The sequence below is a fragment of the Paenibacillus sp. MAHUQ-45 genome (assembly GCF_058133325.1).
This window is the reverse complement of record NZ_JBYUPV010000001.1, coordinates 752,857-775,471: the sequence shown is the minus strand read 5'-3', so window position 1 is coordinate 775,471 and position 22,615 is coordinate 752,857. Positions and strand designations below refer to the sequence as shown.

The following is a 22,615-nucleotide window of genomic DNA, read 5'->3' as shown; positions in this document are numbered from 1 at the left end:
AGTTGTAATTGTGATATGTTCATAACTTAAACTAATTTAAAAGGAGTCACTCATGCAACGTCAAAAATGGTTTCGTATCGTTATCTACGTTATGCTGATCGCCATGATCGCATCCACCTTGCTAGGTTTCATCGAGCTCTTCCTTGTCGGCTAATCTCCTGCACAGGCAACGATAATAATAGCGGCCAGGGTTCTCCCGGCCGCTATTTGGATTTTCCATTTTTCCCGGGACCCAATCACACTTAAAGTTCATTCCAGGACGAAATGGCTTCACTATCAAAAGGAAAATGCTGCAGAAAATGAGGAATCAGCGACTGTGCCACTTCCTCAATCTCCACTGAGTGACCAACGCATGCCTCCAGAGAGGTCACCCCATACTCCGTAATGCCACAGGGGACAATGCCCTGAAAGCCTTGGCGGGCGATTTCCGCAGAAATGTTAAAAGCAAAGCCGTGGCTGGTAATAAACCCTCTGCGATGTTTGCTTTTATTAAACTTCACACCGATCGCGCAAATCTTCTCATCGCCTACCCATACACCTGTATATTCCGGCTTACGGCTGCCTACGATGCCATGAGAAGCAAGATAATCAATAATTACTGCTTCCAAAGTGCGCAAATAGCCATGAAGATCCACTCTGCCCTGTTCGCCCAGCTTCAATAGCGGATAGCCGACCAATTGTCCGGGCCCATGATATGTAATATCCCCGCCGCGGTCGATTTCAAACAAAGCAATGCCCTGTTCCTTCAATTGTACACTGTCCAAAAGAAGATGCTCGGGATGATTCTGCGATCCGATGGTATAGGTAGGCGGGTGCTGCAAAAGGATCAACTGCTCCGGCTGCTCGCCACGGTCAATCCCTTGCACAAGCTTCTTCTGCAGCTCCCATGCTGGACCATATTCCATCAATGGTGTATAGGAAATACGCAGCCTTTGATCATTCAAATTCTCCATGCGTCAGGGTCCCCTTTAGCGAGTCTCTGTTTCCTGTGATGGGCCGGGTATGGATCAGTAAAGCTTCGTTTCCGGCGTATAGCCTTCAATATTATCTTTTACACGTTGCAGGAAGCGTCCACAAATCACACCATCGAGAATCCGGTGATCGAGCGACAGACAGATGTTCGCCATGGAACGCACGGCAATCATGTCATTGATGACAACCGGCTTTTTCACGATGGATTCAAAGGTCAGTATTGCCGCCTGCGGATAGTTAATTATTGGATAAGACAGAATCGAACCAAATGAGCCGGTATTGTTGACGGTAAAGGTTCCACCTTGCATGTCATCGAGGCGCAGCTTGCCCTCCCGAGTCTTCTGTGCCAGTTCGTCAATTTCACGAGCCAGACCCGCGATGTTCTTCTGATCGGCCTTCTTGATCACCGGAGTCATTACGGAGTCTTCCGTGCCGACAGCCAGCGAGATGTTGATATCACGCTTCACGATGATTTTGTTAACCGCCCAGACCGAGTTCATGATCGGATAATCCTTAATAGCACTAACCACTGCTTTCATCATAAAAGCCAGGTAAGTCAGATTAATGCCTTCCTTGCGCTTGAAATCATCCTTTAGCTTGTTGCGCAGAGCAACGAGATTGGTTACATCCACTTCAATCATGGTCCAGGCATGTGGAATTTCCGACACACTTTGGCGCATTCTGGTCGCAATGGTATTACGGATCGGTGTGACATCGATCAAGTATTCGGAAGCGCCATTTTGCGCTCCTTCAATCTCAATTGATGGAATTCGCGGGGATTCACTTAAGTGCAATCCAGAATGGCGAACCGGCTCAAGCGGTGCCGATGCTTCTTCCGCCATTGGCGATGCAGTTGGAACTGCCGGAGTTGGTGTCTGTGCATATGTTGGTGCCTGTACGTATGTTGGCGCCTGCGTCGTAGTCGTAGTCGGAGCAGGAGCTTGTGCTACATTTTGCCCAGCAGCAGTGGCACCTCCCGCTTCCAAGTACGACAGCACATCCTTACGGGTAATGCGTCCGCCCATGCCTGTACCACTAACAGCAGTCAAATCAATGTTATGCTCTGCTGCCAGCGTCTGAACGGCCGGAGAATAGCGGGCACGCATCGGAGCATCAGCAGATGAAGCAGAAATCGCAGGTCTTCCAGCTGGCGGAGTAACTGGTACTGCCTGTGCTGCCACAGCGCCAACAGGCGATTGCGGAGTTGCGCTGGCTGCGACCGAACCCACTTCAGAAGATGATACAGGTACAGCAATACGGCAAATCACTTCGCCTACGTTAATCGTCTGGCCTTCCTCAGCCAGAAGCTCGCCCATAATTCCATCAACAGTAGAAGGCAGCTCAGCATTTACTTTATCCGTAATAAGTTCACACAGCGGCTCATACTGCTCCACCGGATCGCCCGGTTTCTTCAGCCATTTGCCAATGGTTGCCGACACAAGCGATTCCGCGAGCTGAGGCATAACCACGTCGGTCAACTTTTGATTGTCAGACATAATTTCACTCCTTAAAAGTTTTACGAAGCTATGCTTCCTAGAGTTACTCCGCAGTAAAACTGGCTTCCGAAGCGACCGCTTAGTTTTACGAAGCTATACACCTTGAGCTACTCCGCAGTAAAACTTGACTTCGAAAGCAACCGCTTAGTTTTACGAAGCTATACTCCTTGAGTTACTACGCAGTAAAACTTGACTTCGAAAGCATTCGCTCCGCAAAACAAATGAATGTTAGTATTGTGCCAGTCGAAGCATTTCTGCCTTCACTTTATCCTTGCTAAGCATGAAGAATTTCTCCATTGGCGGACTAATCGGCATGGCCGGTACATCCGGACCGCAGAGTCTGAAGATTGGGGCATCCAGATCAAACAAGCAATGCTCGGCAATAATGGCTGCGACCTCACCGCCGACACCACCGAATTTGTTGTCCTCATGAACGATCAGCACCTTGCCCGTTTGACGAACTGCAGCGATAATCGCAGCTGTATCCAGCGGCTGCAACGTACGCAGATCGAGGATATGTGCGGTGATGCCTTCCTCACGCTCCAGTTCTTCCGCTGCCTGCATGGCAAAATGCAACGGGAGGCTATAGCTGATGACCGTAATATCACTGCCCTCGCGCAGCAGGTTCGCTTCACCGATCGGCACTGTGTAGTCACCTTCGGGAACGTCCCCTTTTATCAGCTTGTAGCATTTTTTATGTTCAAAGAACAGGACCGGATCGGGGTCACGTACTGCGGCCTTCAGCAGCCCTTTGGCATCATAGGCCGAGTATGGTGCTATGATTTTCAAGCCTGGTGTACCGAAAAAGATGGATTCAGCACACTGTGAATGGTACAGGCCTCCGAAGATACCGCCACCGATAGGTGCACGAATCACCAGCGGACAGTCCCAATCATTGTTGGAACGGTAACGGATTTTGGCCGCTTCACTAATAATTTGGTTGGTTGCTGGCAGCATGAAATCCGAATACTGCATCTCGGCAATCGGCTTCATACCGTACATGGCTGCACCGATGGCAACCCCGGCGATCGCGGATTCCGCAAGTGGTGTATCCAGAACACGCTCTTCACCGAACTGTTCCTGCAGTCCCTTGGTTGTCGTGAATACGCCGCCTTTTACACCTACATCCTCACCCAGTACGAAGACGGAGTCATCGCGCTCCATTTCTTCCTTCATTGCCAGCCGAATAGCGTCAATATATTCCATCATAGCCATGTCTTATACCCCTCCTTGTGACTGGGAATCGCTGTACACATGCAGCAGCGTATCTTCCGGTTTCGGGAACGGTGCATTGTCCGCGTATTCAATCGCTTCTTTCAGCTCCAGATTGCACTCCGCCACGAGATCACGTTCCTGCTCCTCGCTCCAAAGTCCCAGCGCTGTCAAATAATCGCGGAAACGGGCTACGCCATCCTTTTTCCAGTTCTCGTCAACCTCTTCCTTCGTCCGGTAAGCCAGATCGTTATCAGAAGTCGAGTGCGGCGCTAAGCGGTACATCATCGCTTCAATCAAGGTAGGACCTTCACCAGCTAACGCTCGTTCGCGCGCTTCCTTCACTACACGATACACTTCCAGCGGATCATTGCCGTCAACACGAATACCCGGGAATCCATAACCTAACGCGCGGTCGCTGACCTTCCCGCCAAGCTGGCGGTGGGCCGGAATGGAGATGGCGTACTGGTTGTTCTCGCACATAATAATAACTGGAAGCTTGTTGACCCCTGCAAAGTTACATGCTTCATGAAAATCTCCCTGGTTGCTGGAGCCTTCCCCAAAGGTGACAAAAGAAACAAATGGCTTCTTCTTCATCTTGGCAGCCAGCGCAAAGCCAACCGCATGCGGCACCTGAGTCGTTACCGGACTTGATCCGGTTACGATCCGCAGACGTTTGCTGCCGAAATGGCCTGGCATCTGCCGGCCACCGCTGTTAGGGTCTTCTGCTTTAGCGAAGACGGACAACATCAATTCACGCACCGTCATCCCGACAGACAATACGAAAGCATAATCGCGGTAGTATGGCAAAAAATAATCATTCTGCCGATCCAGTGCAAAAGCCGCTGCCACCTGGGCCGCCTCCTGGCCGATACCGGAGACATGGAAATTGATCTTTCCGGCGCGCTGCAGCAACAGGCTGCGCTCATCGTATTTGCGAGAGAGCTGCATATATCTGTACATATCAATGACCTGGCCGTCGCTGAGTCCAAGCTGCTTATGTCGGTTAACGATTTCTACAGTACCTTGCAATTCCATAAATGAGGTACCTCCTAAAGTTTGGTAAGCGTAACTTCTTCGAGCTCCTTCGTACAAAACGCCTTCGAAGGGATACGCTTGTTCATAAAGTCTCAATTCTTAGACTGTTTTAGGACCACCTATACCCTGATCTTAAAACCAGGTACTAAGACTTGGCTTGAGTCTATTATAATCCCAACTTACTCAAAAAGAAAAGCCGGAAATACACGTTTGACAGCCCTTTTGAAGCCATTTGGGCAGCAGAACCTGTTGTCTGCTGTCCCTCATGTCCCGCGCAGTGCATTTTATAAGCCGATTGCCTTGCCATCGACTGCCAGCATGGCCTCGCCCACGATCTCCGACAACGTCGGATGTGCATGGATCGCCTCGCCAACTTCCCAAGGTGTCGCGTCCAGCAGTTGGGCCAGCGCCGCTTCCCCGATCAGATCGGTCACATGCGGCCCGATCATCTGCACACCAAGGATGTCACGGCTGCTGCGATCAGCCACGACCTTGACGAACCCGTCCTGTAAGCCGTATACAATAGCTTTGCCAATGGCCGAGAACGGGAACTTACCGGTAACGACATCATGCCCCAGTGCCTTGGCTTCCTTCTCCGTATAACCTACGCTTGCAACCTCAGGCCGTGTGTACACACAGCGGGGAACAAGGTGGGGATGATAAGGATGAAGTGGCTCCCCGGCCAAGTGATTCACAGCCCGAATGCCTTCATGGCTGGCTGCATGGGCCAGCTGCAATCCGCCAATGCAGTCACCGATCGCATAGATATGCGGCTCGCTGGTCTGCATGTTGGCGTTGACCGAGATAACACCCTTCTCTACGCGGATGTCCGTGTTCTCCAGACCAATATTCTCCACATTAGCTACCCGCCCTACCGATACGAGTAGTTTCTCAGCCGTCAGAACTTGCCGCTTTTCGCCTTTTACCGCTTCGATGGACAACGTGTCCCCACTGCTGCTGAAGCTCTCTGCCTCCACAGTCGTACCTGTTAAAATCTTAACGCCCCTTTTCTTCAGAAGACGCTGCAGTTCACGTGCCACTTCCTCATCTTCCTGCGGCAGAAGCTGGTCTGCGGCTTCCACCACGGTCACCTCTACGCCGAAATCAGCCAGCATGGAAGCCCACTCTACACCAATCACTCCGCCGCCGACGATGATCATCGAAGACGGAAGCTCTTCCAGCGTCAAAGCTTCTTCACTGCTGAGGATCATCTTGCCGTCAGGCTGGAGTCCTGGCAGAACACGCGGACGGGAACCGGTAGCGATAATGAGATGCTCCGAGACAACGGTCTCCATCTCGCCATCTTCCAGTTCCACTGCCACAGCACCGCTGCGTGGAGAAAAAATAGAAGGGCCAGTCACGCGCCCTTTCCCTTTAATGACTTGTATTTTATTTTTGCGCATCAAATACTGTACGCCTTGATGAAGTTGATCGACTACGGATTCCTTGCGCTGCTGTACTTTAGGGAATACGAGCTTTACGCCATTAGTCTCAATACCATAGCTTTCGCTCTCCTGTATTTCCGCGTACACTTCGGCGCTGCGCAAAAGCGATTTGCTTGGAATACAGCCACGATGCAGGCAGGTTCCGCCCAGTTTGTCCATTTCGATGACGACAACAGATTTCCCTAATTGCGCAGCACGGATTGCGGCCACATAACCTCCGGTTCCTCCACCTAGCACTGCCACGTCGCATGAAATTGTCATGATATGTATCCTCCAGTCATTACACTTAGCTTTGAATGTTAATCTACTACATTGTACTCCCTTTTCCGCCTATTACAAAATGTATAAACGTCATATGTCAATGGACTTTTAGAGAGTGAAGCGTTATCATAATGGTGAACTTACAGCGCCTAGAAGGGTAGGAGACACTTATGAGACTGCTCATTTCACGCTTTATTGCCATCCTTATCCTTGTAATTCCCGGCCTTGTCGCCATGAAAGGCTTTCTCATGATGAAGGATGATATCTTCGACTATTACTCCATGCATGGAGATGATAGCGTCACCCCGGTATTCGCCTGGCTTCATTTTGGCGGGGGACTAGTGTTGTTCGCAGCAGGCATGACTTTCCTCGGCGGCTGGATTCTCACCCGTGACCGCAAACGTAATTACGTCGGTCCCCGGTTCCGGGAGAAGCAACAGACGAACGGAACAAAACAGTAAAAAATGCTTTACCGCCAGCTATTTATTGAATTCACTCTACTACATAACATAAAAATCGGCATTGTCCGGTGAAGTTTGGACTTACAGTCTCTATTGTCTTCAGGTTTCTTCTATGTTAACTGCTTGAAGCAGTGGTATGCAGGAGACAGCCGATGCTTTCGACTTTCGATACTAGCTTTCCGTTAGAAAGTTCTCAGGCGATCGCTATCGCACATTTACCAGTAGTTTTAACAGTGAAAAATGGTCTACCACCTAATTAAGTGCATTTTTGTATCTTATTTCTCTTCGATATAGGAAAAAGAAGCAAATAAGGACATTTTTGTATCTTAATTTTCAAAAAAGCACGCTTAACAGGGGATTCCGGAGGAATTAAGGTACAATATTGCACTTATTTCCCGCTAAGCGGTAACGTCAGCGTATTTAAGGTACAAAAATGCCGTTAATTGTAATTCGTTAATTGCAATTCGTTAATCACACTTCGTAAATCATTATATTAATGTGTTCCACATATTTGTTTCTCAAAAAACTCCTAAACGTTAGCACATCAAATAAGAAGCTCCCCAAGATAGCGCAAATGCACCTTCGGGGAGCTTCTTATGGTTACTGTGTATAAGACGAAACTTGGCACTCGAACGTAAGCTTGAACGTAAGCTCGAACGTAAAATTCAAACGGAGGCTCGAATGTAACGCTCGAACGTAAAATTCAAACGGAGGCTCGAATGTAACGCTCAAACGTAAACTCAAACGGAGGCTCGAATGTAACGCCCAAACGTAAAATTCAAACGGAGGCGCGAATGTAACGCCCAAACGTAAACTCAAACGGAGGCGCGAATGTAACGCTCAAACGTAAACTCAAACGGAGGCTCGAATGTAACGCCCAAACGTAAACTCAAACGGAGGCTCGAATGTAACGCCCAAGCGTAAACTCAAACGGAGGCTCGAATGTAACGCTCAAACGTAAGCTAAAACGTAAACTCAAACGTAACGCTCGGTCTTCCTACGGTAGATATTTGGACTTCTAGTCACTGTTGTCCCCAGGTCAGTTAACTGCTGCTTTCCGCTGGCCTTGCACCAGATCCTGATACAGCCCCTCTTCCTGAAGCAGCTTCTCGTGGGAACCCTGCTGGATCAAATTTCCACCCTGCAAGACGAGAATACGATCAGCTGAACGGATCGTGTTCAAGCGATGGGCGATAACAAAGCTGGTTCGGCCCTTCATCAGTGCCTGCAAGCCTTCCTGGATTTTGACCTCTGTCACCGTATCAATACTACTGGTCGCTTCATCCAGTATAAGCATGGCTGGATCGGCCAGAATGGCTCTGGCAATCGCCAGCAGCTGCTTCTGGCCTTGACTGATTCCACTGCCATCTGCAGATAGCATGCGATCATAACCGCCAGGCATTCGCATGATGAAAGAATGCGCGTTAGCCAGCTTCGCGGCCTGCTCGACTTCCTCATCGGTAGCATCCAGCTTACCATAGCGGATATTGTCCCGGATGCTGCCCTTGAAGAGAAAGGAATCCTGCAAAACAAAAGCCATATGCCCACGCAGACTCTCGCGCTTGATCGAAGTGATATCCCGGCCGTCTATCATAATGTGGCCTTCGCTCGGATCGTAGAAACGGGATAACAGGCCTATCAGCGTTGTTTTGCCAGCTCCTGTCGGCCCAACCAAGGCAATCATCTCGCCAGGCTTTGCCTCGAAACTGATATTTCGCAGCGTATCCCCTTCACCGTCATAAGAAAAAGCCACCTCACTGAATTGAACAGCCCCTGCTACATGATCCAGCGCGATCGCCGCCCCCTCATCACGGGCCTCTGTCTCCTCATCCAACACCTCAAATACCCGTTCTGCCCCAGCGATTGCCGACAATAGTGTATTCCACTGGTTCGCCAGATCGTTAAGCGGCCGGGTGAATTGGCGGGTGTACTCCACGAAGACGAGAATGACACCGACTGAAATGGAGCCATGGAGCGCCAGCAAGCCGCCGACTCCGGCAACAATGGCGAAGCTCAGGTTGTTCAAGCTGTTCATCAGCTTCGGAATGAAGCCGGAGATCGACTGTGCCCAGTACCCGGAGAGCATGATCCGGTTATTCCGCTCACGGAAGCCCTCGATCACTCTTGTCTCCTGTGAGAACGCCTTAATAATCCGCTGGCCGGACAACGTTTCTTCAATATAGCCGTTCAGTTCACCCATATTGCGCTGCCGCTCCTTGAAGAGCGGACCTGTCCGCCGTGTAATCCAGCGCATACCAAACACCATTAGCGGCACCACAATAAACGTCAACAGTGTCAGCAGCGGGCTGAGCCATAACATAACGGCCAGTGTTCCCACCAGTGTAAGCACGCTGGAGAAAATCTGGATCGCTGAGCTGTTCAGCGTAGAGCTGACATTCTCGATATCATTAGTCAGACGGCTCATAATCTCGCCCTGCTGTCTGCGGTTAAAGAACGAAATCGGCAGCCTGTGAAGATAAGCGAACAGTTCCGTTCGCATCCGGTAGATGGTCTCCTGGGCAACCTCGATCATCCAAATATTTTGCAGCCAGGAGGTAAGTGAATAGAGAACATAGACCAACGACAGTGCACCGAGGAAAATCCCCCAGGACCGGCCCCCTGCACCTTCCAAATAATCGTCCACCGCCACCCCAATCATATAAGGACCTAGCAGCGACAACCCCGAGCTCAGGATTACCATGAACAGTACCAGTCCCAGCTTGGCTTTGCGCTCAGCAAGGTAGCTCCAGATCCGTTTTAGCGTACTGGACCAGTCCTTAGCCTTACCCTTGGGCTTGTGTCCGGAAGGTGTCCCGAAGCCGCTGCCAGTCCCCAGCTCAATGTCCGGCTTCGGATGGCGGAATGCTTCAAGTAAGGCTTTCAACATGTTGTTCCGCCTCCCCTGTCTGTGATTCAAGAATGGTCCGATAGAGCTTCGAACTGTCCATCAGCTCATCATGTGAGCCACGTCCAATCAGGCGGCCTTCATCCAGCACCAGAATCAGATCTGCAGATACTGTAGAGCTGATCTTCTGAGTAATCAGGAATGTTGTACAGGACATTTCCTTCAGAGCCTGGAGCAACAAGCCTTCGGTTACCGCGTCCAGCGCACTTGTACTGTCATCAAGAATCAGTATTGCCGGCTTGCGAACAAGAGCCCGGGCAATCGTTAGCCGCTGCTTCTGACCGCCGGACAGATTGACACCCCGTTGGCCCAGCAGTGTATCGTAGCCCTTCGGCAGATTTACGATCGTCTCATGAATCTGGGCCGCTGCTGCAGCCTGCTCGATCTCCTCCTGAGTGGCATGCTCATTGCCCCAGGCAATGTTCTCACGCACCGTGCCGCTGAAGAGCAGCACTTCCTGCGGAACATAGCCGATGGCGCCGCGAAGCTTCGTGAGATCCAGCTTGTCGGAATTCACTCCGTCTACTGTGATCACTCCGCCACTTTCTTCATAGAGACGGGGGATCAGGCCAACGAGTGAGGATTTTCCGGAACCGGTAGCGCCCATAATAGCCACCCGCTGTCCAGGCTGCACCGCAAAGGACACATCCTCCAGCACAGCGATTTCGCTGCCGGGATAGCGGAAGCTCACTCTGTCAAAAACAACACCGCCCTTGATTCCTGCCACAGGTTCACCGGCATGCTCTGAGTCTGATGTCGCAAGTGCCGGAAATCCGAGTGCTCCGTCTGTTTCGTCCGAAGAGGGATTGCCAGCAGCCATGACCTCTCCAATCCGCTGTGCAGACGCGCGAGCGCGAGAGAAGGTTACCACGATCCAGGATAATGCGGATAAGGCACCGATCGTCCGCAGCGAATAGTTGACCACTGCAACCGTCTCTCCCAAGGTGGCACTGCCCGCAGAAATATCTACACGCCCGTACCACAGAACGGCCACAATCGCCGCGTTTACAATCAATAGGATGAACGGCATCGTAGTCTCTGTAAGACGAAGTGCAGATATCGTTGTTCTCATCAAATTGCCGCTAAAGTTAGCAAAACGGCCGATTTCATGGCCCATCCGTACGAAGACCCGAATCAGGCGAATACCTGTCAGATTTTCCTGAATGACACCGTTCACGCCATCAAGACGGTTCTGAACCGTACGGAACAACGCGGAGGCTTTTTTCATCACCCAATATAAAAACACGATCAGAATCGGTAAGGTTACCGCGAGGAGCAGGCCCAGCTTAAAATGCACGACCAGCGCCATGATGACACTGCCCAATACCACGAGCGGAACCCGGGTCATAAAACGCAGACTCATGAACACCGTATCCTGAAGCTGGGAGACATCGACGGTCAGACGGGTAATCAGCGACGAGGTGGCAAAACGGTTAAACACTTCATACGTAAAGCTCTGTACTTTCTCATACAGCCGGTCCCGTAGATCGAAGGCAAAGCTCTGGCTGGCATGTGATGCGAGAAAAGAACTCAGCACACCGGCTATAAACGCCAGGGCCGCGCTGCCAATGAGCACCCCACCCCACAGCCACACCACCGATGCGTTCTGCCCCCTGATTCCGTCATCAATAATTTTGGAAATCAGGAGGGGCTGGGACAATTCCACAGCAAGCTCAATGACCATCATGACCAGTGCAGCGATGGAGGCGACTCTGTATTTTTTGAGAAAAGTAAAAATGATGTCCATAAGCAGTTCCTCCGTAATGTTCCATTACCCGTTATTCTGTTTATTCATACAATGCTTCCCGTAAGCGGGTAGACATGCTGGATGATTGGCCTGTTTTCAAAATCACCCGTCGCAATGCCTTGTTGCTGCGATTACTCTCGGTCAGATCTGCCAATATCTCTTCCATAAGAGCCTTGGCTGTCTCGGATAATTCCCCGTTCGCTTCGAGAGCCGCCATCCGTTCCCTGTAGTCATCATATTGCTCAGCCATGCCATTCCCTCCTTTCTTCACACGGTAAAAACCGTGCCATTCATACGAACTCATGTTTTACTGCAATAGAATTTATTATAGCATATCCTGTCATAATGATCTTTACGATAACCTGAGCCCCGAGAAGGCTGTAGAACGCATTATTGACACTGGCTTCTCCGGTACCGAATATGATACTCTGTTAAGGTCGCAATTTTCGGGATCATAATTAAGCGGGTACTAACGAAAGGACAGATGGACGTGGCACAGTTGTTTTTTAGATACGGGGCAATGAACAGTGGAAAATCCATAGAGATATTGAAAGTCGCACATAACTACGAGGAGCAGGGCAAATCCGTGCTGATGTTCACGCCCTCCATTGATGACCGGGACGAAGTAGGCTATATTACCTCCCGCATCGGACTGCGCAAACAGGCCATTCCGATTGACGATAACACCGATATCTTCGGGATTGTCAGCAAAAGTCTACCCAAGCCACACTGTGTATTAATCGATGAATGCCAGTTTTTGAACAAAGACAGCATTCTGCAGCTGGTACGGATTGTCGATGAGCTGGAGATTCCGGTGATGGCGTTCGGACTCAAAAATGATTTTCAGAACAACCTCTTCGAAGGCAGTAAATATATGCTGATCTATGCAGACAAAATCGAGGAGATGAAAACAATCTGCTGGTTCTGTGAACGCAAGGCAACGATGGCCCTCCGCGTGGAGAACGGTAAACCCGTCTACAGCGGCAAGCAGATTCAGATCGGCGGTAATGAAGCATACTATCCCGTGTGCCGCAGATGCCACAAGAATCCTCCCTTGTAACTATAAAAGCATTCCTAACCGGATTATCGGTTGGAATGCTTTTTTTAGATTAACGTTAGCGTATGGCCTGTAGGGCCGCGTGCTCGTCTTCCTCCCGGACGTATATCTCGTAGATCGGATTGGATCTTCCTCCAGCCGCCGCGCGCTGATTCAAGCCCCTGCTTCCCCCATCAATCTTGGAACGATGCGCAATGCCTTCAGCAAGTAGACTATTTTTAGCCTTGAAATATTGTACCTGGTCAAATGTGGTGATAAGCAAGGTGCGCTCTCTCGGAATAAAGAAATTCAGTATGCTCCGCAACAGACTCAATGAGTTCCCCTCCTCGTCTCTATCAAATACATTTTCAAGAATTTTTTGCCGAAAAGTGTCATTCATCATTGTTGTATTTTAGCATATTATGTATAATGTTTGGTAGATTAAGGATTAATTATCCTGATTACCGGGAGTGTCAGCATGTTGGATTTCGTGCTTTTTATGATTTTTTCTGTTGTAGAGAGTTCTACATTGTTTTACTTCGCATTTAAAGTTTTTAAAATTGATTTGTATGTAAAAGAAATCATATTTGCAGGAATTATCATGGCCTTCTTCTCTTATACTATTCGAATTGTATATGGTTTGGCTGAAATTGATATTTTGGTACAATACATATTGGTCTTTTGCTTTTTGTGGCAATTATTTCGTATACATATCTTCTATGCAGCAATCATGACAGGCCTGGCCTATCAAAGCTATATGTTTATTCAGTCCCTTATTTTTTTAATCCTGAACAGAACATTAGTTACTACAATTCACATTCCTACCAATTCAATAAGAACCTATTCCCTTCAATGCCTATCAGCTCTTGTAGTTTTTTCAATTGCTTTTTATGTAGGTAAAAAAAGAAAGGGTTTTGATTTCATTCCCGATAAGCCTGATGGAAAAATAAATACAAATCGCAGTGAAAAGATACTGTTTGTCCTGTCGTTCCCCTCTATTACTGTAGTCGTGCTAATGCTTTACCTTTTCAATAATTTATCGCCATACTTTAATTTAATGCCTCTCTTCTATGCTATCATCCTGTACGGTTATTTATATCTCTCACGAAAAAAGAATTTTGGAGACACGATATGAATAAATTAGCCTACAAAATTTCTAGTTTAATAAAAAATACCAATCCAGAAGAAACCTCCTCTGTTGAAGTAATGCAATATGCTTTAAATATAATTTTGAATAGCATATTAATTTTTCTCGGTACTTTGCTGATTAGTTGGCTGCTAGGGAATTTGAACGAGTCCATAATCTTTATAATATTCTTTTCGTCATTACGATTTCTCTCTGGTGGGTTCCATCTTAAAACCGCAACAGCCTGCAACATTGTTACGATTTTACTATGTACCCTAACTCCCTATTTGATTACCTTTCCAAATAACCGGGTTTGGATCATCAACCTCATTAGTTTGCTAATCATGTTTTTGTTCGCACCAAATCCAGACAAAAATGCCCAAATACAGCCTCAGTTGTATCCGACGCTAAAAATACTCTCCATAATCCTGGTTTCTCTGAACTTCTTCATTAGCTCCACTGTTATCGGACTTGCTTTTTTAGTACAGTCCTTAACAATAATACCTTTAAAAAGGAGGATTAAATCATGAAGAAAACTGCAGCCAAACTCGCCTCTTCGACGCTTTCCGCATCTGCCCGTTTTTTTGCATCCGTCATGAAGATCGGACTACACAGCCCAGAAATCCCAAAAGAACTGCGGAAGTAGTCGAACAAGGATGGGGAAAACATGCGTGTCTTGCTAAATGACGGTTCCTCTCAGGAAATTCTTGAGGAAGAAATATTGTATTTCTCCAATTACAAAAATACAATATTCGTCCATACGAAAGAAGGCGAATTTGTTCTCCCCACCACACTTTCCGATCTTTTCGCCGCTTATGGTAGCAAGGGCTTTGAACGTCTGGACCGCAGCAACGTCGTGAACATCAACAATATTGACGGTTATGATTCCGAACGGAAGATCGTTTTTTTCAATCAAGGGGAGCAATTTACTAACGTCTCGGAATCAAACGAAGCTCGAATCAAAAAGTACCTGTCTGACCGCAACAATACTCTGGATTAAAACAAAAACGGCGATACTGTCCCCTATGCGGGATGGATCGCCGTTTTTCGTTTCTTACAATACATAATTTACACAAAAAGTTAATTATCCTTTAACTTTAATAAAAAGTAAAGATGAATTCGCAGCGCGAATGGCAGGGGACGGATTCAATTCCAAATGGTACCATTTAAGTTAGGGTCCTGATTTTATTCTAACTACTCTTGGAGGAATCTTATGGAATATCATTTTCATCCCATTCCGCGCCCTTCATCACTTGATATGCTATCCGACGAACAATTGGTGGATATTTATGAATTGGCGATCGATGCCAAGGTATCCGCAGAATTTATCAATATTATTGAGAATGTCCTGGGCCGCAGAAACCTGCTTAGTAAGGGTACATGAGTTTACGCTATTTCCTCCCAAGCCAAGGATTTTGACCAGATATACTGATCATAAATTTATATAAAGCTTTTTTCATTAAAAAACCAGGCACCCCCACTTCGGGTGATGCCTGGTTTCTTTTCACTCCATATTGCTCATTGCAATACTATTCAACAATCTCTGTCTTGAAGACATTATCTAATTTGACGCCAATTCTTTTCTTCAAAGGAACTTTTACGTCGCGGCTCAGTTCTTTGAAGAAGGTCTCCGCATCACAGTTAACGTTCTTGGCCAACGCAGTGAGCACACCGTCACCAACGATGTTCGTGTTGCTCTCCGCAGGTATATCTACTTCAATATCATACTTTTTAGTTAGCGTTCTGATATATCTCGTAAAGATCTCCAGCAGTTCCTCGTTGTTAAAGTATTCAATGGCTGCCTTTCCTTTGCTGGTGAATTTCATGGTAATCTTCAATAGCGTATCCCCTTTTCTCTTCCCCACTGGTAATGTATGCTCTGATTCAACTTAAAATAGATGGCTGTAAGAAAGGGCAACAGATTCATTTCTTTCAGTACGATCCTATCTCTAATCATAACACATCAGGACAAGGGATGGTAAAGGGTTAGTTCTCAGAAGATTTTATCCATATATTGCATGGGCTAAATTCTTCGGCTTGCTCGCCATTTAGAAAGGAAATTTAAAAGTAACCACCCATAAAATTATTATTCCAACAATCACAGATATTAATCCCCGCTTATCTTTTCTTTTACTATAGAAATATGCCCCATTAGAAACCCCACCTTATTGAAGGCAGGGTATCTGTACGTTCCGATGATAAAAGTATATTGAACTTGGGACTTTTTGTAAATAAAATTTTAACATGTGTGGAACTCGCGATTCATGACTCACGAAGTAATCACACAACTACAGAGCCTCTCTTCTTCAGTGCATAGACTTATTTGGCAGTGGTCATAATAGGAAAGAAATGCGAAAGTAGAGAGAAGGTTCCATTCATGCGGCGAAATCCACCACCCAACACCTATCATCAAAATGATTCTCAGACTACTCTGCCGGGGGATGACCAGCTCCTAATTGATAAAGAAGTTGTGCCTAATACGCTACGTATTCGTCAAGACATGGGCGAAAGTAATGACTTAGTTATTCGCCAGGTTTTTTACGAGCATACGGAAAAGGTTGCTGCTGCAGTCATTTATATAGATGGCATGTCGGACGCAAACATTATTAATCAATTCATAACCGATGTAATCATTGCGAATATGAAAAAGCTTAGCCATCATCATGAGGGACTGGAAGTACGAGAGACTGACCCTGTCGTGCTTGCCAAAGAGCTTCTGATTGGTGTGGGTTCGATTCAGACTGTTACGGAGTTCGGCTTCTTATATAAAAACTTGCTGTCCGGCGAAGCTGTTATCTTTCTGGATGGCTCTGTCCAAGCCTACTGCGCCGATGTCCGGCAGTGGAAAGGACGTGAAATCGGCGAGTCCACCAATCAGACCTCCATCCGTGGACCGAGAGAGAGCTTCAACGAGACGCTCCGCACCAATACTTCATTAGTTCGCAGAAGAATTAAAGATCCCCGTCTTTGGCTTGAGACCTATTCCATCGGCTCGATCACCAAGACAGATGTAACGATAATGTATATCAACGGCATTGCCAAGCCTTCGGTCGTGGATACGGTCAAATCACGCTTACAATCCATTAATATCGACAGTATTCTCGACAGTGGATATATCGAGGAACTAATTGAAGATGGCAAATACTCGCTGTTTCCTACCGTTTACAATACAGAACTGCCTGATAACGTCGCCTCTCAACTGCTGGAAGGCAAGGTAGCCATTCTGGTGGACGGAACACCAAACGCACTGCTTGTCCCTACACAAATGATTTCTTTCTTCCAATCTACAGAAGATTATTACCAGCGCTCGGTCTATGCGAGCCTGTTGCGGATTTTGCGTTTCATCGGCTTCTTTATTTCTTTGCTGTTCCCGTCCCTCTATATCGCCATTACAACGTTTCACCGCGATATGCTGCCGGCTCCCCTGCTGATCAGTCTAGCCGCGCAGCGCGAAGGCGTGCCTTTTCCCGCATTTATCGAAGCTTTTATTATGGAAGTCACCTTCGAAATCTTGCGTGAAGCCGGCCTGCGTATGCCGAAGGCCACCGGACAAGCAGTATCTGTAGTCGGCACACTCGTAATTGGTCAAGCTGCGGTAGAGGCCGGAATTGTATCTGCTGCGATGGTCATCGTTGTCGCAATTACAGCAATATCTACTTTCACAGTTCCTGCCTACAGCATGTCGATTCCGATCCGGATTTTACGGTTTCTCTTTATGATTGTAGCCGCCAGCTTTGGTCTGCTTGGTATCTTTATGGCCATATTCGTGCTGCTGCTCCATCTTTGTGCACTTCGTTCCTTTGGAGAACCATATTTGTCGCCGATTTCCCCCTATCGGAAAATTGAAATGCAGGACTCTCTGTTGAGGATGCCAAGATGGCTGATGTTCAGACGCCCTGAAACTTCGGCGAGAAGAGGCGAGGAAAGGTTACGTTAACATGGATAAATTTAAGGTCATATTTCTAAAAATAATGATCGTGATGCTCTGCTTCCTCTCGTTAACTGGCTGCTGGAGCAGACGTGAGTTGAACGAGCTTTTGATTGTGCTCGGAATAGGATTTGACTGGGTAGATGATGAATTTCTCGTCTCCTTTCAGGTAGTCAACCCAAGTGAAATCTCTGCACAGAAAGGAGGCGGAACTCGTCCACCCACGACTTTATATCAGGGCAGGGGCAAAACATTGCTAGAAGCCGCTCGTTTCTTAACAGCAGAGGCGCCTCGTAAAGTGTATATGGGACATCTGCAATTCTATGTCATCGGTGAGGAGTTAGCGAAAAGAGGAATCAGTGATTTCATAGATAATGCACTACGTGACAATGAACATCGCATGGACTTCAATGTGGTCGTTGCTCGAGAAACCAAGGCCGAAGATATCCTGAAGATCTATACGCCTCTTGAAAAACTGCCCACTTACAGTATGCTTCATTCCCTTGAGACATCGGAGAAAAATTGGGCGCCTACAGTCTCCATTACAATGGATCAGGTGTTAAAACGATTATCTAGTGACGGCGTAGATTTGACTTTGACCGGGATCCGGCTAATCGGTAGTCTGGAGCAGGCGGAACACAAAAGTAACGTCGAAACCTTTCTCCCCGGCAGCCGCTTCCGGTACAACGGGATTGCCGCATTCAAAGGTGACAAGCTGGTGGGCTGGCTGAATGAGAAGGAGAGCAAGGGCTACACCGATATTTCGAATAAATTAGAAAGCACTTCTATCGAAGTTCCATGCGACGGAACCTCTTACACCGGAATTGAGATTACCTCCTCCGAATCGAAAGTTGAGTCTAAAATTATCGGGGATATCCCGGAGTTTATCGTCTCCATTCGTTCCGAAGGAAGTGTGAATCAGCGCTCATGCCGCGAGCTTGATTTAATGAATCCTGCTACCATCACGCAATTGCAGAAGCAGACGGTAGAAATTATTCGCAGTAATGCCGAAGTGGCCGTCAGTCGCTCCAAAATGATGAAATCCGATTATTTGGGCTTCGGTGAAGTGATAGCCCAGAATCATCCCCATTACTGGGAAAAAGTCAAAGGTCGCTGGATTGAGGAATATTTAGCGAAAGTAAAGGTTCGTTACAAGATTCAAATGTTAATACGCAAAACGGGTACAACGGGCAATTCGACCTTGAAACCATAGGGGAGTGTAGAGCATGGCCATAGCTTCAGTTATTGGGGTGCTGGCATTGGCGGCAGCTGCTCTTGGGCTGGAAATGCCCGGACTGCTGCAAAGGAAGCGTACAAAGGAGCTTGTGGTATTCCTTGCACTGCTACTGATCGGAACCTCACTATATATAGCACTGGTATTAAATGCTCCGCTTCCTAATCTGCTTATGCTTTTGAAAATCCGCTTCTCGTAGCAGTTCTATGGAGGGATACGGGAGAAAGGAAATACATGCCAACAAATACTATGGAGAAAATATCAGTACGGCAGTTTACGATACTGATCATCCTGGGGATCATCGGGGATTCCATTCTCGTGCTGCCAACCATGATTGCCTTTTTCGCCAAACAGGATTCCTGGATTGCGATGATTTTGGCTGGCATCTTTGGTCTGGTCGCGGGCTTTTTGTTCGCCGGGATTGCCAATCGACTCAAAGAGAAAAGTCTTATTGCGGCAATTCAAAGCAAATTGGGAATCGTAACGGGCGGTATAATCACACTACTGTTCCTGTTCCAATTCTTCATGTGTGCCTTGACTCTTATGAGCGAAATGAGCCAGTTCATGACCACGCAAATGATGCCGGAAACTCCTGTCAATGCGATACTTGTATTATTTGTAGCTGTTGTTATCATTGCTTACCGCTACGGAGTAGAGGCGTTTGCCCGCATGGGAGAACTCCTCTTTCCTGTTTTTCTAGTGTTATTCCTCTGTCTGGTCTTTTTTCTGTTCCCGCAGATTGAAGGCACCAATGTGAAGCCAATATTGGCTCATGGTCTGGGACCGGCTTTTAAAGGGATGTTCCCGGCTGTCACTCAAGCTTTTACGGAAGTGGTGTTTATTCTTATGCTGGCACAGCATGTCAACAGCAAGACCAAGCTGACCAAACCCATTCTGACCGGCTATGTCATCGGCGGATTTATTTTGCTCATCGTGGTCACGCTTTGCGTCCTCGTGCTGGGTCCATCGCTCATGGAAACCAAATATTATCCCGCCTTCGTGCTGGCCCAAAAAATAACCATCGGCAAATTCCTGGAACGCCTGGAGGTGATCCTTACCTTTTTATGGATCATTACTGTTTTCTATAAAACCACCATGCTTTTCTACGCCTTAACCACCGGGTTAGCTCAGTTCCTGCGCCTGAAGGAAAGCCGAATGCTAACGATCCCGCTCGGAATCATATTAATCGTATGCACCATCACCAGCACGCCCAACATAACCGTGTACAACCAAATTTTGCTCTTTTACTATCCCTGGTTCGATCTCATCTTCTGCTTCGGTCTGCCGCTGCTGTGCTTTGTGATTCTACTCATCCCAGGGAAACGGAAGAAAGGTGTGTCTAAAGCAGGCGAGCCCAATGAGACGGATAGAAATACTGCATAGGTAGTTCTGGTTTTTGAATTCTACCCAGCTAACACGATATAATCTGGTAGAGGCCGTCTTTGGGTCTGTACGAAAAAGTATAAGGAGCTGGGTACTCGTGTCGATAAAATCAATACAGGTACAGCGTAATGAAACCAAACTTGTGGGGTACACCGCAACAGCATCGTTAAATCAAGACTTGGAAAATGAAGTTGTCGTAAAATTACGCGAAGCACTGATAGCAAGACGTCATGAAATTGCCAACCAATTAGATGACACTGGCATCTACCTGATCCAAGTGTATCCTGACGTCGAGTGGACACCGGATGTCCCTTTTGAAAGTATCGTTGCGGTAGAAGTCAGTGAGTTCAGCACATTGAACGATGGATTCATAAGCCATACCCTACCGGCTGGAACCTACGCGAAGATCACCCATACAGGCCCCGAATCGCAGATTGGCGAAACGTATGATGCCATCCGTGAAGCGGATATCGGTAGTGATCGGATGTTTGATTTTGAATACTCGGCGGATCTAGGGTCACCGGAACACGAAGAGAGTGTTATTGAGATTTATTTGCCGCTGGGGGATTGAGTGGCGGGGTGCTGTGAAGATGGCTGTTGTGGTGCGGTAAAGAAGCGATTCTTGGAGTGAGAGAATCGCTTCTTTGTAACGCTTTTTGCACTATTTAGTTTATACGTTCTCCTTTAAAGGACTCTCTAATGTGTTTGATATCCTTTAGCAAATCGAAGATATCTTCTCTTGTTTAATTTGGCCGCTCTCCTGCCTCATCAATATTTTGTCCATTGGCAAATCTCCAAAGAAAATAGCCATTCGGTGCAGAAGGCCCGTCTTGCCCTTGTGTGAAAGCCGCCGTGCCACCAGGTGTTCCGCAAATGGGCTTGAGGACCTCGTAAGCATTTGCCATTTCTTTAATGAAGCCCTCACGGATTAAAAATGAAAAGTTTTCAGGGACCCATCCACTGTTAAAAATATTCTTGGATAAATAAGAACCTGGTAGCAGAGTAATCATTTCAAACTTCTTCGCTGTGCGATCATAGTAGCCCTTAGCTTCTTTCAAAAATACATTAGTTTCAAATTGTCCGATCTGCGCTGGTGAGATCGTATATCTGGTTCTTGGCATGGTTGCAACCTCCTTTCAATAAGGAAAATATAACCTGTGATTTTTATTTTTTCAACATTAAATCTGAAATATCCATTTTATCTTTGATTAAATCTATAAGAATGAAATAACCTATACTTTGAATGCCAAGTCTTATCATAGTAAAAGCTTCTACGACTTCCCTTCCGGATGGCATACAGTAAAAGAGGATGAACTTATAAACGAGGATATTGATCTTTATGAATGTCTCTAACTACTATAATCACTGGGAACTACCTTCAGAGATGATGAATAAGTAAATATCAGGTTCAAAAAACGCTCGGAGCTTATTGCTCTGAGCGTTCCGATTCAGCTACAACACTAAAGTTACTCCTGAACAGGCAAGCCCAGTAGTTTAGCAGCATTATCATAAAAAAACTTCTGCTGTACGCCGTCATCCCAACTCCAATTTTTCACCTTATCTAGTGTAAATTCATATGGCACATTGGGATAATTACTTCCATACAAGATCTGGTCCGATAAATGGAAATTCGCAGCTTCCAGATACTTTTCTCCGTCCGGGAATCGAACAAACAGGTCGGGCAATATATAAATATTGCGAAGGTACGAAGCGGTCCCTATCGCTTCATTTACGAATGGCCAAGCTCCGTGGTTGATAATAAAGTTTAAATCCGGGAACGCTTGGGCAGCTCTAACCAATTGGCTTGGTCTAGCGAAATCATAGTTCTGTCGCGGTCCGGTTATACCCAGATAAATGCTCAGTGTCAGCGCAAGCGGCAACTTATACTTTGTGCAGGCTTTGAATATAGGGTCCCACGCAGGGTCGCCTACTGGTAAATGAGGCAGTAACACAGATGCGTTGAGCGCCACCCCGCGGAACAGCCCTGTAGCGGCGTAGGTTTCAATCGTTCTTACCGCTTCGTCGACGTAGGGAGTATCTACCCCAATAAAGCCAATGAAGCGTTTGGACAGCGGACTTTTCAGAAAATCCGCAAGCTCCTCATTCGATGAGCCCGGCTCATTGCCACGCCCCATAATGACCGCGTAATCTATACCATGAAAGTCGAGCTCGCCAATCACCTCATCAAGCGTGCTTGAAGGTACTGAGACGACGTTTTGCAGCTTGCTTCTATCTCTGACAACATCCTTCCCGTCCACAAATAGCTTCTCCCATTTGGGAATCGGCGCCTTCATACGAAAATCAATAATCATAGTTGTTAACCCTCCTTCTTTTCCTAAGTTTGCACAGATGATATGCCCCCAGATGGTTC

At 47.2% G+C, this 22,615-nt stretch carries 24 protein-coding genes; 12 read left to right on the top strand and 12 right to left on the bottom strand.

Annotated features, from left to right (window positions below; genetic code table 11):
• The first annotated feature begins 52 nt into the window (after positions 1 to 52).
• The gene (gene prli42 / locus AC3Y23_RS03470) at positions 53 to 154 is read left to right on the top strand and encodes a stressosome-associated protein Prli42 (protein WP_379195617.1); all 102 of its coding nucleotides are present in this window, start codon (positions 53 to 55) and stop codon (positions 152 to 154) included.
• Positions 155 to 242: 88 nt separating this feature from the next.
• Here the strand turns inward: prli42 and lipB are convergent, their stop codons facing one another.
• The 5 genes from lipB to lpdA all read right to left on the bottom strand — a co-directional run bounded on the left by lipB (position 243) and on the right by lpdA (position 6,424).
• Complete coding sequence (lipB, locus tag AC3Y23_RS03465) at positions 243 to 944, bottom strand: lipoyl(octanoyl) transferase LipB (protein ID WP_379195774.1); 702 nt, start codon at positions 942 to 944, stop codon at positions 243 to 245.
• 63 nt (positions 945 to 1,007) lie between these two features.
• Positions 1,008 to 2,468 (bottom strand): dihydrolipoamide acetyltransferase family protein, encoded by a 1,461-nt coding sequence (locus AC3Y23_RS03460; protein ID WP_379195615.1) that lies wholly within the window; start codon positions 2,466 to 2,468, stop codon positions 1,008 to 1,010.
• 228 nt (positions 2,469 to 2,696) lie between these two features.
• A complete protein-coding gene (locus AC3Y23_RS03455) occupies positions 2,697 to 3,683 on the bottom strand; it encodes an alpha-ketoacid dehydrogenase subunit beta (protein ID WP_379195613.1) in 987 nt (328 codons plus the stop codon).
• Between the two features lie 3 nt (positions 3,684 to 3,686).
• Complete coding sequence (locus tag AC3Y23_RS03450; protein ID WP_379195611.1) at positions 3,687 to 4,718, bottom strand: thiamine pyrophosphate-dependent dehydrogenase E1 component subunit alpha; 1,032 nt, start codon at positions 4,716 to 4,718, stop codon at positions 3,687 to 3,689.
• A 284-nt stretch (positions 4,719 to 5,002) separates the two neighbouring features.
• Positions 5,003 to 6,424, bottom strand: coding sequence for a dihydrolipoyl dehydrogenase (gene lpdA, locus AC3Y23_RS03445; RefSeq protein WP_379195609.1), 1,422 nt, complete (start codon positions 6,422 to 6,424; stop codon positions 5,003 to 5,005).
• A 170-nt stretch (positions 6,425 to 6,594) separates the two neighbouring features.
• Between lpdA and AC3Y23_RS03440 the strand changes: the two genes are divergently transcribed.
• Positions 6,595 to 6,885, top strand: coding sequence for a DUF2627 domain-containing protein (locus tag AC3Y23_RS03440; protein ID WP_379195607.1), 291 nt, complete (start codon positions 6,595 to 6,597; stop codon positions 6,883 to 6,885).
• A 1,039-nt stretch (positions 6,886 to 7,924) separates the two neighbouring features.
• Here the strand turns inward: AC3Y23_RS03440 and AC3Y23_RS03435 are convergent.
• Genes AC3Y23_RS03435 through AC3Y23_RS03425 form a run of 3 tightly spaced genes read right to left on the bottom strand, consistent with a single transcriptional unit; the run spans position 7,925 to position 11,787 of the window.
• On the bottom strand, positions 7,925 to 9,772 hold the full coding sequence (locus tag AC3Y23_RS03435; protein ID WP_379195605.1) for an ABC transporter ATP-binding protein: 1,848 nt from the start codon (positions 9,770 to 9,772) through the stop codon (positions 7,925 to 7,927).
• Positions 9,753 to 11,537 carry an ABC transporter ATP-binding protein gene (locus AC3Y23_RS03430; RefSeq protein ID WP_379195603.1) on the bottom strand — a complete coding sequence of 595 codons (1,785 nt, stop codon included), beginning with the start codon at positions 11,535 to 11,537 and terminating at the stop codon, positions 9,753 to 9,755. Before AC3Y23_RS03430 ends, AC3Y23_RS03435 begins: the two co-directional genes overlap by 20 nt.
• 40 nt (positions 11,538 to 11,577) lie before the next feature.
• Positions 11,578 to 11,787 carry a Ni2+-binding GTPase gene (locus tag AC3Y23_RS03425; protein ID WP_379195601.1) on the bottom strand — a complete coding sequence of 70 codons (210 nt, stop codon included), beginning with the start codon at positions 11,785 to 11,787 and terminating at the stop codon, positions 11,578 to 11,580.
• 240 nt (positions 11,788 to 12,027) lie between these two features.
• Between AC3Y23_RS03425 and AC3Y23_RS03420 the strand changes: the two genes are divergently transcribed.
• Complete coding sequence (locus AC3Y23_RS03420; protein WP_379195599.1) at positions 12,028 to 12,597, top strand: thymidine kinase; 570 nt, start codon at positions 12,028 to 12,030, stop codon at positions 12,595 to 12,597.
• Positions 12,598 to 12,652: 55 nt separating this feature from the next.
• Here AC3Y23_RS03420 and AC3Y23_RS03415 read toward each other — a convergent pair whose 3' ends face one another.
• Entirely contained in the window at positions 12,653 to 12,907 is a 255-nt protein-coding gene (locus AC3Y23_RS03415) for a putative signal transducing protein (RefSeq protein WP_379195597.1), read from the bottom strand.
• Positions 12,908 to 13,051: 144 nt separating this feature from the next.
• Here AC3Y23_RS03415 and AC3Y23_RS03410 point away from each other — a divergent pair, with 144 nt between their 5' ends.
• The 4 genes from AC3Y23_RS03410 (at position 13,052) to sda (ending at position 15,083) form a co-directional block, all read left to right on the top strand.
• Positions 13,052 to 13,708, top strand: coding sequence for a hypothetical protein (locus AC3Y23_RS03410; protein ID WP_379195595.1), 657 nt, complete (start codon positions 13,052 to 13,054; stop codon positions 13,706 to 13,708).
• On the top strand, positions 13,705 to 14,229 hold the full coding sequence (locus AC3Y23_RS03405; protein WP_379195593.1) for an accessory gene regulator ArgB-like protein: 525 nt from the start codon (positions 13,705 to 13,707) through the stop codon (positions 14,227 to 14,229). Before AC3Y23_RS03410 ends, AC3Y23_RS03405 begins: the two co-directional genes overlap by 4 nt.
• Before the next feature lie 137 nt (positions 14,230 to 14,366).
• A complete protein-coding gene (locus AC3Y23_RS03400) occupies positions 14,367 to 14,699 on the top strand; it encodes a LytTR family DNA-binding domain-containing protein (protein WP_379195591.1) in 333 nt (110 codons plus the stop codon).
• Between the two features lie 213 nt (positions 14,700 to 14,912).
• Complete coding sequence (gene sda / locus AC3Y23_RS03395; protein ID WP_379195589.1) at positions 14,913 to 15,083, top strand: sporulation histidine kinase inhibitor Sda; 171 nt, start codon at positions 14,913 to 14,915, stop codon at positions 15,081 to 15,083.
• Positions 15,084 to 15,228: 145 nt separating this feature from the next.
• Here sda and AC3Y23_RS03390 read toward each other — a convergent pair whose 3' ends face one another.
• Complete coding sequence (locus AC3Y23_RS03390) at positions 15,229 to 15,537, bottom strand: hypothetical protein (protein WP_379195587.1); 309 nt, start codon at positions 15,535 to 15,537, stop codon at positions 15,229 to 15,231.
• A gap of 539 nt (positions 15,538 to 16,076) precedes the next feature.
• Between AC3Y23_RS03390 and AC3Y23_RS03385 the strand changes: the two genes are divergently transcribed.
• From AC3Y23_RS03385 to AC3Y23_RS03365, 5 genes are all read left to right on the top strand, one after another.
• Positions 16,077 to 17,636, top strand: coding sequence for a spore germination protein (locus AC3Y23_RS03385; RefSeq protein WP_379195585.1), 1,560 nt, complete (start codon positions 16,077 to 16,079; stop codon positions 17,634 to 17,636).
• A gap of 1 nt (position 17,637) precedes the next feature.
• On the top strand, positions 17,638 to 18,840 hold the full coding sequence (locus AC3Y23_RS03380) for a Ger(x)C family spore germination protein (RefSeq protein WP_379195582.1): 1,203 nt from the start codon (positions 17,638 to 17,640) through the stop codon (positions 18,838 to 18,840).
• A gap of 13 nt (positions 18,841 to 18,853) precedes the next feature.
• Positions 18,854 to 19,060: a hypothetical protein gene (locus AC3Y23_RS03375; RefSeq protein ID WP_379195580.1), complete on the top strand. Its 207-nt coding sequence runs from the start codon at positions 18,854 to 18,856 to the stop codon at positions 19,058 to 19,060.
• A gap of 35 nt (positions 19,061 to 19,095) precedes the next feature.
• On the top strand, positions 19,096 to 20,244 hold the full coding sequence (locus tag AC3Y23_RS03370) for a GerAB/ArcD/ProY family transporter (protein WP_379195578.1): 1,149 nt from the start codon (positions 19,096 to 19,098) through the stop codon (positions 20,242 to 20,244).
• Positions 20,245 to 20,341: 97 nt separating this feature from the next.
• Positions 20,342 to 20,815 (top strand): GyrI-like domain-containing protein, encoded by a 474-nt coding sequence (locus AC3Y23_RS03365; protein WP_379195576.1) that lies wholly within the window; start codon positions 20,342 to 20,344, stop codon positions 20,813 to 20,815.
• A 172-nt stretch (positions 20,816 to 20,987) separates the two neighbouring features.
• Here AC3Y23_RS03365 and AC3Y23_RS03360 read toward each other — a convergent pair whose 3' ends face one another.
• Positions 20,988 to 21,365, bottom strand: a complete 378-nt coding sequence (locus tag AC3Y23_RS03360) for a hypothetical protein (RefSeq protein WP_379195574.1) — start codon at positions 21,363 to 21,365, stop codon at positions 20,988 to 20,990.
• A 345-nt stretch (positions 21,366 to 21,710) separates the two neighbouring features.
• A complete protein-coding gene (locus AC3Y23_RS03355; protein ID WP_379195571.1) occupies positions 21,711 to 22,556 on the bottom strand; it encodes an amidohydrolase family protein in 846 nt (281 codons plus the stop codon).
• Positions 22,557 to 22,615 lie beyond the last annotated feature (59 nt).

Coding starts and splice junctions, on each gene's coding strand:
- AC3Y23_RS03450 (WP_379195611.1), bottom strand. CDS start 4,718: ATGGAATTGCAAGGTACTGTAGAAATCGTTAACCGACATAAGCAGCTT.
- AC3Y23_RS03430 (WP_379195603.1), bottom strand. CDS start 11,537: ATGGACATCATTTTTACTTTTCTCAAAAAATACAGAGTCGCCTCCATC.
- AC3Y23_RS03425 (WP_379195601.1), bottom strand. CDS start 11,787: ATGGCTGAGCAATATGATGACTACAGGGAACGGATGGCGGCTCTCGAA.
- AC3Y23_RS03460 (WP_379195615.1), bottom strand. CDS start 2,468: ATGTCTGACAATCAAAAGTTGACCGACGTGGTTATGCCTCAGCTCGCG.
- AC3Y23_RS03375 (WP_379195580.1), top strand. CDS start 18,854: ATGGCCATAGCTTCAGTTATTGGGGTGCTGGCATTGGCGGCAGCTGCT.
- AC3Y23_RS03385 (WP_379195585.1), top strand. CDS start 16,077: ATGCGGCGAAATCCACCACCCAACACCTATCATCAAAATGATTCTCAG.
- AC3Y23_RS03410 (WP_379195595.1), top strand. CDS start 13,052: ATGTTGGATTTCGTGCTTTTTATGATTTTTTCTGTTGTAGAGAGTTCT.
- AC3Y23_RS03370 (WP_379195578.1), top strand. CDS start 19,096: ATGCCAACAAATACTATGGAGAAAATATCAGTACGGCAGTTTACGATA.
- AC3Y23_RS03455 (WP_379195613.1), bottom strand. CDS start 3,683: ATGGCTATGATGGAATATATTGACGCTATTCGGCTGGCAATGAAGGAA.
- AC3Y23_RS03405 (WP_379195593.1), top strand. CDS start 13,705: ATGAATAAATTAGCCTACAAAATTTCTAGTTTAATAAAAAATACCAAT.
- AC3Y23_RS03435 (WP_379195605.1), bottom strand. CDS start 9,772: ATGTTGAAAGCCTTACTTGAAGCATTCCGCCATCCGAAGCCGGACATT.
- AC3Y23_RS03400 (WP_379195591.1), top strand. CDS start 14,367: ATGCGTGTCTTGCTAAATGACGGTTCCTCTCAGGAAATTCTTGAGGAA.
- AC3Y23_RS03360 (WP_379195574.1), bottom strand. CDS start 21,365: ATGCCAAGAACCAGATATACGATCTCACCAGCGCAGATCGGACAATTT.
- sda (WP_379195589.1), top strand. CDS start 14,913: ATGGAATATCATTTTCATCCCATTCCGCGCCCTTCATCACTTGATATG.
- AC3Y23_RS03440 (WP_379195607.1), top strand. CDS start 6,595: ATGAGACTGCTCATTTCACGCTTTATTGCCATCCTTATCCTTGTAATT.
- AC3Y23_RS03355 (WP_379195571.1), bottom strand. CDS start 22,556: ATGATTATTGATTTTCGTATGAAGGCGCCGATTCCCAAATGGGAGAAG.
- prli42 (WP_379195617.1), top strand. CDS start 53: ATGCAACGTCAAAAATGGTTTCGTATCGTTATCTACGTTATGCTGATC.
- AC3Y23_RS03380 (WP_379195582.1), top strand. CDS start 17,638: ATGGATAAATTTAAGGTCATATTTCTAAAAATAATGATCGTGATGCTC.
- lpdA (WP_379195609.1), bottom strand. CDS start 6,424: ATGACAATTTCATGCGACGTGGCAGTGCTAGGTGGAGGAACCGGAGGT.